16 protein-coding genes are annotated in these 11969 nt (G+C 40.1%); 6 read left to right on the top strand and 10 right to left on the bottom strand.

Features of this window, described 5'->3' with window-relative positions; translation table 11 throughout:
• Positions 1 to 40: 40 nt before the first annotated feature.
• From BUA53_RS11075 to BUA53_RS11065, 3 genes are all read right to left on the bottom strand, one after another.
• A complete protein-coding gene (locus tag BUA53_RS11075) occupies positions 41 to 613 on the bottom strand; it encodes an RNA polymerase sigma-70 factor (protein WP_072835437.1) in 573 nt (190 codons plus the stop codon).
• Between the two features lie 155 nt (positions 614 to 768).
• Positions 769 to 2238 (bottom strand): glycoside hydrolase family 30 protein, encoded by a 1470-nt coding sequence (locus BUA53_RS11070; protein WP_072835436.1) that lies wholly within the window; start codon positions 2236 to 2238, stop codon positions 769 to 771.
• A 38-nt stretch (positions 2239 to 2276) separates the two neighbouring features.
• Positions 2277 to 3758: a glycoside hydrolase family 30 protein gene (locus tag BUA53_RS11065; RefSeq protein WP_072835435.1), complete on the bottom strand. Its 1482-nt coding sequence runs from the start codon at positions 3756 to 3758 to the stop codon at positions 2277 to 2279.
• 367 nt (positions 3759 to 4125) lie between these two features.
• Here BUA53_RS11065 and BUA53_RS11060 point away from each other — a divergent pair, with 367 nt between their 5' ends.
• From BUA53_RS11060 to BUA53_RS11050, 3 genes are read left to right on the top strand one after another with little or no spacing between them, the layout of a single operon-like run.
• Complete coding sequence (locus tag BUA53_RS11060; RefSeq protein WP_072835434.1) at positions 4126 to 4896, top strand: MlaE family ABC transporter permease; 771 nt, start codon at positions 4126 to 4128, stop codon at positions 4894 to 4896.
• Positions 4897 to 5670 (top strand): ABC transporter ATP-binding protein, encoded by a 774-nt coding sequence (locus BUA53_RS11055; RefSeq protein WP_072835433.1) that lies wholly within the window; start codon positions 4897 to 4899, stop codon positions 5668 to 5670.
• 3 nt (positions 5671 to 5673) lie between these two features.
• A complete protein-coding gene (locus BUA53_RS11050; RefSeq protein WP_072835432.1) occupies positions 5674 to 6654 on the top strand; it encodes an MlaD family protein in 981 nt (326 codons plus the stop codon).
• A 131-nt stretch (positions 6655 to 6785) separates the two neighbouring features.
• Here the strand turns inward: BUA53_RS11050 and BUA53_RS21240 are convergent, their stop codons facing one another.
• Positions 6786 to 6935 carry a hypothetical protein gene (locus BUA53_RS21240; RefSeq protein ID WP_175546062.1) on the bottom strand — a complete coding sequence of 50 codons (150 nt, stop codon included), beginning with the start codon at positions 6933 to 6935 and terminating at the stop codon, positions 6786 to 6788.
• A 367-nt stretch (positions 6936 to 7302) separates the two neighbouring features.
• Between BUA53_RS21240 and BUA53_RS11045 the strand changes: the two genes are divergently transcribed.
• Positions 7303 to 8016 (top strand): DUF92 domain-containing protein, encoded by a 714-nt coding sequence (locus BUA53_RS11045; protein ID WP_072835431.1) that lies wholly within the window; start codon positions 7303 to 7305, stop codon positions 8014 to 8016.
• Here the strand turns inward: BUA53_RS11045 and BUA53_RS11040 are convergent.
• Together BUA53_RS11040 and BUA53_RS11035 are read right to left on the bottom strand one after the other, a co-directional pair.
• The gene (locus BUA53_RS11040) at positions 7988 to 8737 is read right to left on the bottom strand and encodes an EcsC family protein (RefSeq protein WP_072835430.1); all 750 of its coding nucleotides are present in this window, start codon (positions 8735 to 8737) and stop codon (positions 7988 to 7990) included. The genes BUA53_RS11045 and BUA53_RS11040 overlap by 29 nt on opposite strands.
• 96 nt (positions 8738 to 8833) lie before the next feature.
• The gene (locus tag BUA53_RS11035) at positions 8834 to 9145 is read right to left on the bottom strand and encodes an HPF/RaiA family ribosome-associated protein (RefSeq protein ID WP_072835429.1); all 312 of its coding nucleotides are present in this window, start codon (positions 9143 to 9145) and stop codon (positions 8834 to 8836) included.
• A 115-nt stretch (positions 9146 to 9260) separates the two neighbouring features.
• Here BUA53_RS11035 and BUA53_RS11030 point away from each other — a divergent pair, with 115 nt between their 5' ends.
• Entirely contained in the window at positions 9261 to 9482 is a 222-nt protein-coding gene (locus BUA53_RS11030) for a hypothetical protein (protein WP_072835428.1), read from the top strand.
• Between the two features lie 4 nt (positions 9483 to 9486).
• Here the strand turns inward: BUA53_RS11030 and BUA53_RS11025 are convergent, their stop codons facing one another.
• Entirely contained in the window at positions 9487 to 9687 is a 201-nt protein-coding gene (locus tag BUA53_RS11025) for a hypothetical protein (RefSeq protein WP_072835427.1), read from the bottom strand.
• A gap of 164 nt (positions 9688 to 9851) precedes the next feature.
• Between BUA53_RS11025 and BUA53_RS11020 the strand changes: the two genes are divergently transcribed.
• A complete protein-coding gene (locus BUA53_RS11020) occupies positions 9852 to 10742 on the top strand; it encodes a hypothetical protein (RefSeq protein ID WP_072835463.1) in 891 nt (296 codons plus the stop codon).
• A gap of 30 nt (positions 10743 to 10772) precedes the next feature.
• On the opposite strand, the gene BUA53_RS11015 is transcribed toward BUA53_RS11020, so the two are convergent.
• From BUA53_RS11015 to BUA53_RS21235, 3 genes are all read right to left on the bottom strand, one after another.
• On the bottom strand, positions 10773 to 11183 hold the full coding sequence (locus tag BUA53_RS11015; RefSeq protein WP_072835426.1) for an OsmC family protein: 411 nt from the start codon (positions 11181 to 11183) through the stop codon (positions 10773 to 10775).
• Positions 11184 to 11366: 183 nt separating this feature from the next.
• On the bottom strand, positions 11367 to 11702 hold the full coding sequence (ytxJ, locus tag BUA53_RS11010; RefSeq protein ID WP_072835425.1) for a bacillithiol system redox-active protein YtxJ: 336 nt from the start codon (positions 11700 to 11702) through the stop codon (positions 11367 to 11369).
• 19 nt (positions 11703 to 11721) lie between these two features.
• Complete coding sequence (locus BUA53_RS21235) at positions 11722 to 11859, bottom strand: hypothetical protein (RefSeq protein WP_175546061.1); 138 nt, start codon at positions 11857 to 11859, stop codon at positions 11722 to 11724.
• Between the last annotated feature and the right edge of the window lie 110 nt (positions 11860 to 11969).

The following is an 11969-nucleotide window of genomic DNA, read 5'->3' as shown; positions in this document are numbered from 1 at the left end:
GACAATAAATATCTCTTTTACCCCTAAACCCTACAAGAAATTAATTCAAATAGGTTTTGGAAACTTCCAATTGGATGGATTCGCCAATCTTCCGTAAAGCAATAGTCATTTGATTTTCTATTGTTTTCTGCGAAAGTTCAAGCAACTGGGCTACTTCCTTATATTTCAAACCATCTTCCTTAATAAGCTTAAAGATCAACTTGCACCTGGGCGGAAGGGCGTCAACAGCCAGGTTCAAACGCTTGTGCATTTCAGAGGTGATCATTAATTGTTCCGGGTTGGGATACATACTCTTTAATTCAACTTCAGTGTCATCAATGGAAAAAGACTTATTTCGTTTTAACCTGGTAAGACAGTTAATTGATTGGTTCTTTGTTATAATATAGATGTATAAATGAAAGTTTTCTATCCTCGTCAACGTAGAACGGGTATTCCAAACTTTAAGGAATACATCCGATACTACTTCTTCGGCTGCTTCTTTTGATTTAGTGATCAGTGCTGAAAAACGGATAAGTTTCAGGTGATAAAGAGAAAAAAGTTCCTTATAGGCGATAGCATCGTCATATAGGGCAATCCTGTTTAGCAGTTTATCCAGCAGTGTAGTACCAATCATTTATAGCAGTCGATAACCAAATCTATGTTAAAAAGCTGAACTAACCATTAACATTTCACGTTGATTTTTAAAAAAAAGGGCTTGCCTCATCATTAGGCAAACCCTTCTATAGTATTAAAAATCAATAAGTAATATAATCTTATATGATTTGTCTTTTAAAATACCATTGTCATTATGGAATGTGCAAGGCTTTTGGTTTCAGCTGCCTTACCGCCCATCCATAAATGAAAAGGCATATCCTTACCAGTGGTATTCATTACCACTACTGCAATTTTCCCATCCGGATTGATAAAAGCTGTGGTTAAAAGCGGGCTTCTGCTTGCCGAACTTTCAATTCTTTTAGCACCAGGGCGAACAAATTTAGATATCTGGCCAATGTAATAATAGGAATTCGTATAGATCAAATTGCCTGTTTTAGTATCAGCATGGATAGGTGCAAAGCAAAAGTTCCCAACATGGTTAGGCCCGCCTTTCTCATCTAATAATACGTTCCAGTCCGTCCAGCCTACTGTATTATTATTCAAATCGTTAATCATGGATCTGCCATACCGTTCCCCAAGCGCCCAGTCTTTAAGCCTGGCTGCTGTAAACTTGTCATTACAACCCTCAGTAAAAATCAGGTTTTTATCCGGAAAGCTTTCGGATACTTTTTTTACATTTTCGAATACCTGGTCGCCACCACTCCAGTCCTCATACCAGTGAAAACCAACTCCCCAGGCATATTTTGCAGCTTGCGGGTCATTTAATAAAGTACTTGCCCGTTGGTACAAAAGGTCCCTGTTATGGTCCCAAACTATGATCTTCCTACTGCCCAATCCTTCTTTGGCCAGGGTAGGACCAAGGTTGTTCTTTAAAAAATTTGTTTCTTCTTCGGCAGTATAAATACAGGATTCCCAGGTTTGCCTGGCCATAGGTTCATTTTGTATGGTTAATCCCCAAACCGGTATCCCTTCTTTTTCGTAAGCCTTAATAAATTTTACATAGTAGTTGGCCCAGGACTGGTAAAATTCTGTTTTAAGTCTTCCGCCATGCAGCATGTCGTTATTGTCTTTCATAAATGCCGGCGGGCTCCAGGGAGAGGCATATAAAGTTAGCTTACCACCCGCGGCAGCAATGGCATCCTTTATAAATGGAATCCTGTATTGTTTATCATGATCAATATTAAAAGAGGCGAGCTCCTTGTCGCCTTCTTTAATGTAGGTATAGCTTCCACTGGAAAAATCACAGCTATGGATATTTGTCCTGGCAAGGGTATAGCCAATACCAGTATTGGGATCATAATAGGCCTTTAAAAATTCCTTTTGCTTTTCCCTGGAAAGTTTAGCAAATGTTTCAGCAGAGGCATCTGTAAGGGCGCCTCCTATTCCCAATAAAGTCTGGAATGTTTTTGTAGGGTCTACAAATACACAGGGTTGTGTTTCAAGTGGCTGTCCAAAATCTTTAAACTCCAATGTATCAGTGGGAGTCAGCCTGTAGTTGGCTGTATCGGCTGTAGTATAAACTACAATCGATTTTCCTGCAGCTGGTACGTTGGCCGAAGTTGTAGCGGAGGAAAGTACTTTTGCCTTTTTTTCTGAACAGGCAAAGACCGTTACCACTGATATTGCCAATAGGATTTGTTTCATTATACTTTATTTAAACTTAAATATTAAAAGAATTCAAATTACCAAATATAGGTTCCAACTGCACCAGCAGGCAAAGAGGTAGTTACCCACTTGTTCACCATACGTATCTTAAACCCCTGGGTTGTATTACCATCATTTTCCACAATTAATACTTTTTTCCCTGCGGGAGTTTTAAAGGCTACATTTTGCAGGTTGCCTGCGATATTGCTACCAATTCTAACAGAACCTGAAGGAACAAATTTAGAGGCATGGGCCACTATGTAATAAGCTACATTACGCTGTACTGTACTTGTAATGGTCAGGGCTCCCTTGCAGGTGTTACATCCACCAGGGGTATGTGGCTCAAAGGAAGCATTATTAGCCAGGTTCCATTCTAATGCGGTCTTGCTCCAGTTACGCATAGAACCAATGATCACATTCTTCAAATGCCATTTCAGGTCACCCCCAAAATCGCCATTGGACGCAGTGTACTGTTCGGTAAAATATAGGTTCTTATCCGGGTGTGCATTTCTTACCTGTGAAAGGGCGCTGATGTCACCTGCATAGAGGTGAAAGGCAGAACCTTCAACAAAAGCCTTTGCGGCCGGGTCATTTAGTATCGTTAAAGGATAATCAGGCCTGTCGCAGTTGTGATCGTACACAATGATCTTAGTAGAAATGCCGGCCGTTTGGAATGCGGGGCCTAAATGATCTTTAATAAAAGTTAATTGCTGTTCAGCCGTCATATAAAGGCTTGGATTATTGCCCGGGTTCAAAGGTTCATTTTGAGGAGTTATGGCAGTAATGGTGATCCCCTGGGCCTTCATTTGCTGAATATATTTTATAAAATACCTGGCATAAACATCATAATACTCAGGCTTAAGGCTTCCACCAATACTACTGCCATTATCCTTCATCCATACAGGCGATGACCATGGCGTTGCCAGTATTTTGATAGCGGGATTAATAGCCAGTATTTCCTTTAACAATGGGATCAGGTTGTCCATATCAGGAGCTAAAGAAAAATTAGCCAGTGCCAGGTCGGTTTGTCCTGCCGGCACATCATCATAGGTATAGACGGAGGCACTCAGGTCTGAAGCACCTATGCTTATTCTTAAATAGTTAATGCCTATGGAATTGGCATCATTACCAAACAATTCTTTCAAAAGCGCAGATTTGGTAGCTGCGTTTAATGCGTTTATTACCATTGCGCTTCCACTTGTGAGCGTATAGCCAAAACCATCAATGGTTTGAAAGGTATTGGTGGTATCTACATCTATATAGGGATCATTGTTGGCTACCGTTCCAAAACTTAAGATGGTACTTTGCTTTTCTAATAATGCAGTCTGGTCACTTTTGGTTAACCAAAAATCCACTTCATTCACACCAGGTGGAGGAGGGGTGGGAGGATCTATAGGGGGAACAGGGGTGGGGGTAGGCGTGCCCCCGGTGCTTGTGCTTTTGTTGCAACTGGAGGAACATACCACCAGGAAAAGACAGGAAATTAAAATAAACCGGAAAGCTGGTATTAAACGTTTCAAGAAAAATGATTTAATTGTAGAGGATAGTTCTGCTCCTACTCCGGCAAAATACCGGTGTAGATCAAAATTAGTTTAGAAAGCAGTATAACCACCAGCTTATGGACAATTAATCAGCTTTCTACCCCTAAGTTCTGTAGAAAATGAAATAGGATCCCGAAGCTGGCCATAATGGGTTTTGTTCTAAATTATCAGGTGATTGGTGGCGTAGTTCTACTATATTGATGCATTTATGATGTCATTCTAATTTGGGTACAGCCCGATACCTTATTTTTGCGCCGCCTGATCAAAGGCCAATATTTACCCAATGGGAAGTAATGATGAACCTGTATTAGTATTGAAAATCGCTCTATAACGAACTGGTTTCAGAATGAAATATGTCATTTCAAAAAATGTAGATAGTTTTTTTACAGATGTCTCAGATGTCTTTGGCTTTGTTGTACGTTTTTTTAAGGAGGTGTTTAAGCCCCCCTTCGAGTTCAATGAAATGATCAAACAATGTTATAATGTAGGTGTTCGCTCAGTAGCATTGATAACAGTTACAGGTTTTATAACAGGGCTCGTTTTTACCAAGCAATCAAGACCATCACTTGCTGAATTTGGAGCTACTTCCTGGTTGCCTTCCCTGGTAGGCATAGCGGTTATTAAATCCCTGGCGCCCCTGGTAACTGCCCTGATCTGTGCAGGTAAGGTAGGGTCGGGTATTGGTGCTGAATTGGGATCTATGAAAGTGACAGAGCAAATAGATGCCATGGATGTTTCAGGAGTAAACGCTTTTAAATTCCTTGTAGTTACCCGTATCGTTGCTACCTCTATATGCATTCCATTGCTAATGATGTACGCTGCTTTTGTGTCCCTTATGGGTTCCTATATTGATATCCACTCCCATGAAAATATTACCCTGCTTACCTTCTTCCAGAATGCTTTTCAGAAGATCACTTTCCTTGATTTTGCTTCCACGTTATTTCGCTCTGTGATATATGGATTCACCATTTCTTTGGTTGGCTGCTTCAAGGGCTACAATACCACCCAGGGAACAGAAGGCGTTGGAAAAGCTGCAAATATGGCGGTGGTCGTTTCAATGTTCCTGATCTTTATAGAAGAAATGGCAATTATTCAAATGGTAAACTGGATCCGTTAAATGCAAAAAGAAAAAGGCCATATCGATTATAATACCCCGGTCATAATAATTAAGGACCTCTACAAGTCCTTTGGTGACAATGATGTATTGAAAGGAATAGACCTTACAGTTTACAAAGGGGAAAATGTGGTGGTATTGGGTAGATCGGGAACAGGTAAGTCGGTCCTGATCAAAATGATCTCAGGCCTTTTAAAACCTGATAGTGGTACTGTAAATGTTTTAGGTTATGATGTTCCCTCCCTGAATGAAAAGAAACTAAGAGAACTGCGCATGAAACTGGGATTTTCTTTCCAGAACAGTGCTTTATATGATAGCATGACAGTCAGGGAAAACCTGGAGTTCCCGCTGGTAAAAAATTCTCACCACCTGGCTAAAAAAGATTTGAATAACTCTATTGAAAGAGTGCTGGATGCTGTGGGCCTCCTGCAATCTATCAACCAGATGCCTTCTGAACTTTCAGGCGGACAACGCAAAAGGATAGGTATAGCCCGTACATTGATCATGCAACCACAGATCATGCTGTACGACGAACCAACAGCAGGTCTTGATCCAATTACCAGTACAGAAATTAATAACCTGATAGTGGCCGTGCAGGAAAAATTCCATACCAGTTCTATTATCATCACGCATGATCTTACCTGTGCCAAGGCAACAGGGGACAGGGTGGCTATGATGCTGGACGGTCAGTTCGTCAAGGTTGGTTCTTTTGATTCCATCTTTGATACCAAGGATGAACGGATCAATAGTTTTTACGAATACAATTTTATACAATAAGAAATGAGATCAACTAAAAATACAAGAAGTGTATTGGTAGGTATTTTTATATTCATAGCCCTTGTAATTTTTATAGTGGGTATACTAACACTGGGAGGCCAGCGGAAGACCTTTGCCAATACCATTGACCTCATGGCTGTTTTTGATGATGTGAATGGCTTGCAGAAGGGAAGCAATGTATGGTACTCGGGTGTTAAAATAGGCACTGTAAAAAGCATTTCTTTCAATAAAGCGGGTTCTGTTGATGTGGCTATAAGCATTGAAGAGAATACTACGCAATTTATTCATAAAGACGCTTTTGCCAAAGTAGGTTCTGATGGCCTGATAGGTAATAAAATAATTGTGTTATATGGAGGCACTCCACAGGCAGCGCCGGTGCAGTCTGGTGATATGCTACATGTTGAGAAAACTGCTAGCGTGGAAGATATGATGAGTACTTTTCAATCTAATAACAAGAACATACTTGCTATAACCACTGATTTTAAAGAAGTAAGCCGCCGCCTGGCAAATGGGGAAGGCACTATAGGCAAATTATTGAAAGAAGAATCTCTTGCCAATGATCTGAATAATACAATGGCCGTATTAAAAAGGGCTTCAGTTAATGCAGAAAGGTTGACCACACAATTCAACTCCTATGCTGCTAATCTTCAGAAGCCGGGAACACTTACCAATGATCTTATTACAGACACTGTATTGTTCTCCAGGTTGAAGACAAGTGTATTACAGGTGGAGGAAATGACCCGGAAAGCAAATGAGGTAATGGTAACCATTAATAACGTTAGCCAGAACCTGCAGTCGGATCTTAAAAAAACCAATACACCTGCCGGCGTATTGTTGAACGATGAGCAATCTGCTGCTTCCATAAAGGAAACAATTAAAAACCTGCAATCAAGCACTCAAAAACTTGATGAAAATATGGAGGCCCTTCAACATAACTTTTTATTAAGGGGATTCTTTAAAAAGAAGGCACAGGGCAAGCTGTGAGACAAGTCAAAAGCCAACATTCAAAAGTAAAGATCATAGCTTAGAGGTAAGGGGTGAAAATTGATTGGTCGATAATTTAACAGGGGAAAGAGCAAGTCAAAGCTCTTAAGGTTAGTCCATTAATAGCGAGGTTATTTCTTAGCGTTCGGATCTGTCTTTTTCATCATTTCAATTGCCATTTCGAAATAACTGGCCCAACCGATAGTCAGTTTGTTCCATTTTCTAAGGTTCCCTGATACGGCTATTACATAGCTGGTTAGTTTACCTCCCAATTTTGCCATGTCTTTTTATCATGTATGTAACGGCTTTGTACCGCCTCTTTAAAGAGCCGTTACATAGGCGGCACAAAGCCGTTACATAGGCGGCACATAGGCGTTGCATAATGCAGTTAGGGTAACTGGAAAATTTCAGTTCTTTCTGACTTTTTATGGGATAAAACTGTCAAAATAACATGGAGACATATCAATTGATACCGACAGCATATAACCGGGTTATTGCAATAATTCAACGTGGTATTCTAAGTTCCATGAATAAGATTTTAAAGAGAGGGAAATTGGTCTTATATAAAAACCTACACAAATGCTGTAGAACATAAACCATTCGAAAGCTTTTCTTTGAAATGAAAGGATATAAGTTTTAGTTTGCCGCGTGTTATTACAATATATATTTCTACTAATACTATTGACGGGAGGTGCTTTAACCAGCATTTGGACCGGTAAACTGACAACAGTAGCTGGGATAACGGGTATCATGTTAGGTTTAGTGATCTTTATTGGTACAGGGTGGCTGGGATTGTTGCTTATGGCATTTTTCTTTTTACTGGGCACCCTTGCTACTGCCTGGAAGCGTAATAAGAAAGAATTGTGGAAAATTGCAGAAAGAAATAAGGGAAGACGCAGTGCCACCCAGGTACTGGCCAATGGCGGAATGGCAGGAATATTAGCTTTGCTGGCAATTGTATGGCCCGAAAAAGCAGACCTGTTTACCTTACTCATAGCCGGGGTTTTTTCTTCGGCCACGGCCGATACCCTTTCTTCCGAATTGGGCAGTTTGTATGGATCCCGGTTTTATAATATTCTAAGCTTTCGAAAAGATACAAGAGGCCTGGATGGCGTGATAAGCCTGGAAGGAACACTTATTGGGATTGCAGGTAGTTTTTTGGTAGCCATAGTAACATCAGTGGGCTATGGTTGGGGCCTGTATATCCTATGGATAGTTATTGCTGGTACTATAGGTAATCTTACTGATTCCTTATTAGGAGCTACATTGGAACGTCGGGGCCTGATGCCAAATGACCTTGTAAACTTTTTAAATACTGTAGCTGGCGCCCTGGTTATGTTCCTGTTATTAAAGATCCACTAATGATTTGTTTTTGAAATATGCGCATACGATAGGCATTCATAGCTGTTAGACCCAGTTTTTTTACCAGTTTATAATTAACTAACACGCCAACTACTGCACCAATTCCAGGCACCAGTTGCGCCATTTTAGCAAGGTCAATATAATCCCTGTATTCCATTTGAAAGTTGCGCCAGTCAAACTGGTTAATATCATCTGGCAACAAATGCTTTTGATTTTCCCAATCATTCATCTGCAGGTATATATGTGTGCGATGCTCATGGCTGCTAAAGGCAAGCTGGAAAATGTGAAGCAGGTAAACCCGTTCTTTATAATCCTGCACATCAAAGCCATACAGGCTGGCAATATCAAACAGCATCTTGATCTTAATAGCAAGGAGTAAAGGGAAATCGGCAAGGCCCATAAGGATGCCTCCTGCGCCTGTCACACCGCCTTCCACCGATGCAGTATGTTTATAATTGCGAATGATTTTTTCCACTGCTTCTTCTGTAGCCTGGAGATCCTGAAAGGGGGAACTTTCTTTTGTGATCTGCCTTGCTCCAAATAACACCCCCTTTATCATTTGCTTAATAGTAGCGGTGATAACCTGGTGGATCTTTTCTGGAATGAAACTGTTCATTTTAACCTGCAACTTTTTGGAAAGGCGGTTAAAAAAAGAAGGGCTGCTAACCATTTCACACTGCCAGGCCCGAAGTTCCCTTAATGCTATGTCTTCATAACTCATGAACCAGGATGTTGATTAGGTGCCATAAATATCTATTGATTTGCCAAAAGCAAGACCCCTGTTTCCAGGGGTCGAACTACTATTAAAAAATTATGATCATGCTTTACCTTGCCATTGATCCTGTTGCTTTTCTTTTGCCTTTCTCAGCATACCCTGGAGCTTGTTTACAGCGGAGTCTACCGATTGTTCAAATTCAAGGCTACTTTCTTTTATAAATAGATCATTGCCTGGTACTTCCAGCCTGATCTCACAATAGGTATTTTGAGTCGCCTTATCTGGTCCTAAAAACAGGGTTACGTTAGCCCTTACTATATGATCGTTGGGCGTTAGTTTTTCAAGTTTTTCCTTAATATAAGCTTCCAGTTGTTCTCCCGCTTTAAATCCAAGCGATTGTATGATTACGTCCATAATTTATTTTTTTAAAGTTGTACCATTATCATACCATCTTAATTATATGGCATATGGAAGGTAGGATGTATTTGGGCAATAAATTTGTCAGGATTAAATAAAATCAGAAGAGGAAATGCAGGAATATATTATAGATGTTTCAAAAATAGAAGAATTACAGACAATCAGTAACATCAATGAACTGGATAACATATTCGAACGTGCCAAAAGCACCATCGTAAATGGCGAAAAAGTGCAACTGGTTAGGAAGTTGCAGGGGCAACCCCAAAAATTTGATGAGTTCTCAACTCTTGAAGAGCTTGCTGACTATAAAAAAACGGTTTACAAGTATTTATAGCCAATCAGATAGCTGAGGCATTTGCATATTGCTCAATGGCTGTTCCTAACATGCCCAGTAATGCCGGAGATATATCATCAGCACAATGCCATTGTTTCTTTTTGTACAATATATATTCTGCCTGAGAAGAGGATACAAGCACCATAGTTTCTTTAATAAAATAGAACGAATACATTTCACCGTTTACCAAGGCTTCAAAATTCATAGAGAAAGGTTTCGGATTGCAATATATAAATCTACTATAAAGTACATAAATATTTTCTATGCTTTATAGGTGAATCTCCTTAGTATTTTTCCGATTAAGCTCAAATAAGCTGTTTAAAACAACCTATTGGGGCCTATTTATAAATTTGAATGTATTTTTCCCTGATGAAATATGGTATTTTGTTTTTTACCAGGAAGATTTGCACCAGGTTTTTATTGCTGCCTCTCTATCTGCCTATTGTTTCATTTACCTCCTGCCAAAAAACATCTGCAGCTGTTGAAATAGCCCTGTTCGATTCTGTACCCGTTGTAAAGCCTGTATTACCCATGATCAATGAGATTTCGGGTATTGCTGATAGTAAATTAAATGCCGGTTACCTCTGGGGTGAGCAGGATAGCGGCAATCCGCCTGCTATTTCCCTGATTGACCATAATGGCGAAGTGTTTAAAAACGTTTTCATAAAAGGCGCAGTTAATCGCGATTGGGAAGATATGGCCCTGTCAGGCTCTGATTTGTACATTGCCGATATTGGAGATAACAACCAGGTATATCCTGATTACACGATCTACACTTTTCCAGAGCCTGCTAAATCAACCGACACAGTAACTGATTTTCAAAGCATCAGGTTTCAATATGAAGATGGATCGCATGATGCAGAAGCCTTTATTGTAGATCCGGGCTCAAAAGATATTTACTTGTTTACCAAAAGAGATAATAATTCCAGGGTTTTCAAATTGTCCTATCCTTATTCCTTTACAACTATAAATGTGGCCAAACAGGTGACAACGTTGCCGTATGGTGGGGTAGTTTCTGCCTGCCTTTCAGCAGATGGAAGGGAACTGCTGGTAAAGACCTATCCTGCTATTTTGCATTATGCAATAGCAACGCAACAAAGCATTGTACAGGCGTTGGGCAAAGCTTATACAACTATACCGTATAAAATGGAGCCATTAGGCGAAGCGGTAACCTTTGCTGTTGATAATAAGGGTTATTATACCTTGAGCGAAAAAGGCTTCAGTAACAGTGTGAATCTCTATTATTACAAAAGAAAATAAAAAAAGCCGCCATTTGGCGGCTTTCCAGGCTTATGCCAGCGTACCTTCTGCCGAAATTTCGGTGTTCAATAATTTAGATATAGGACAGTTTTGTTCAGCATTCTTTACAGCTTCATCAAACTTTTCCTTGCTGATTCCAGGTACTTTACCCGTAACAGTTAAATGAGATTTAGTAACCGCTCCGTTTTCAAATGTGATGCCGCACTTTGTTTCCAGGCTTTCGGGTGTAAACCCTGCTTCACCTAAAACAAAACTCAATTTCATTGTAAAACAACCAGCATGCGCTGCTGCTACCAATTCTTCAGGGTTAGTGCCAATACCATTCTCAAAACGGGACAGGTAAGAATACTGGGTATCCTTTAAAACAGTGCTTTGAGTGGTCAGTTTTCCGTTGCCTTCTTTTCCAGAGCCGTTCCAAACGGCGGTTGCATTACGTATCATAGTTTTTAATATTAAGCGTGTTATTAAAACAAAGCTACAGGAAAGCGTGGAAACTACTCAGTGGCAACAAGGCCTTTCAACATGGAAGGGGATAGATGGTGTCTATAATCGGGAGATTCATCTATTGGTAAACTACAAAGGGAACCATGAAGGTTCCCTGGAAGAAATATCTTTAAACTTTTATTATGCTGCGTGAGCGCTTTCCAGGATTTCGTCCATGGAAATACTCAGGTGACTCTCATCATAGATGCATTGACCATCTTTAATGACAAGAACCTGGGGAGATTCGTGATACACTCCAAATACCTCTGAGATCTTAGAAGAAAGTCCCCTGTAAGCGATCAGGTCAAGAAAGTAAAAGTCAATATCAGAGGGCTGATCTACTTTCTGCAATCTTTGCAGGGCAACCGAACTAATAGAGCATCGGGTGCTGTGTTTAAATATTACCTGTGGCTTATTTTGAGAATTACTAATGATCTTTTTCAACTGCTCTTCATCGGTAAGATGAATCCAATGCATACACAATAATTTTTAATGATTAAACCTTATGCTTCTCAATAACAGGAGTTTTGGCAGATGCTGTTGAAGCAGGGCAACCATAACGGGAACCTGCACAGGAAGCAAAGACCAGGCTGGTCAGGATTAACAGGGAAAGGTAAAGCAATTTGTTTTTCATAATAACTAGTTTGGATTAAAACGGCTTAATTTGCCGCTTATTATGCAAATATAGCTATGAAAATTACATTTAAAACCCCTGTTGGCCCTGTCCAGCCCTTTCATCGGTCA

This window comes from Flavisolibacter ginsengisoli DSM 18119 (genome assembly GCF_900129295.1).
Taxonomy (GTDB): domain Bacteria; phylum Bacteroidota; class Bacteroidia; order Chitinophagales; family Chitinophagaceae; genus Flavisolibacter; species Flavisolibacter ginsengisoli.
This window is presented reverse-complemented; position numbering and strand designations above follow the sequence as displayed.

Excerpts from the sequence above, each read along its gene's own strand:
- BUA53_RS11015 (WP_072835426.1), bottom strand. The coding sequence starts at position 11,183 with ATGATACGTAATGCAACCGCCGTTTGGAACGGCTCTGGAAAAGAAGGC.
- BUA53_RS11040 (WP_072835430.1), bottom strand. The coding sequence starts at position 8,737 with ATGAGTTATGAAGACATAGCATTAAGGGAACTTCGGGCCTGGCAGTGT.
- BUA53_RS11035 (WP_072835429.1), bottom strand. The coding sequence starts at position 9,145 with ATGGACGTAATCATACAATCGCTTGGATTTAAAGCGGGAGAACAACTG.
- BUA53_RS21240 (WP_175546062.1), bottom strand. The coding sequence starts at position 6,935 with ATGGCAAAATTGGGAGGTAAACTAACCAGCTATGTAATAGCCGTATCA.
- BUA53_RS11060 (WP_072835434.1), top strand. The coding sequence starts at position 4,126 with ATGAAATATGTCATTTCAAAAAATGTAGATAGTTTTTTTACAGATGTC.
- BUA53_RS11020 (WP_072835463.1), top strand. The coding sequence starts at position 9,852 with ATGAAATATGGTATTTTGTTTTTTACCAGGAAGATTTGCACCAGGTTT.
- BUA53_RS11075 (WP_072835437.1), bottom strand. The coding sequence starts at position 613 with ATGATTGGTACTACACTGCTGGATAAACTGCTAAACAGGATTGCCCTA.
- BUA53_RS21235 (WP_175546061.1), bottom strand. The coding sequence starts at position 11,859 with ATGAAAAACAAATTGCTTTACCTTTCCCTGTTAATCCTGACCAGCCTG.
- BUA53_RS11055 (WP_072835433.1), top strand. The coding sequence starts at position 4,897 with ATGCAAAAAGAAAAAGGCCATATCGATTATAATACCCCGGTCATAATA.
- BUA53_RS11050 (WP_072835432.1), top strand. The coding sequence starts at position 5,674 with ATGAGATCAACTAAAAATACAAGAAGTGTATTGGTAGGTATTTTTATA.
- ytxJ (WP_072835425.1), bottom strand. The coding sequence starts at position 11,702 with ATGCATTGGATTCATCTTACCGATGAAGAGCAGTTGAAAAAGATCATT.
- BUA53_RS11025 (WP_072835427.1), bottom strand. The coding sequence starts at position 9,687 with ATGAATTTTGAAGCCTTGGTAAACGGTGAAATGTATTCGTTCTATTTT.
- BUA53_RS11030 (WP_072835428.1), top strand. The coding sequence starts at position 9,261 with ATGCAGGAATATATTATAGATGTTTCAAAAATAGAAGAATTACAGACA.
- BUA53_RS11070 (WP_072835436.1), bottom strand. The coding sequence starts at position 2,238 with ATGAAACAAATCCTATTGGCAATATCAGTGGTAACGGTCTTTGCCTGT.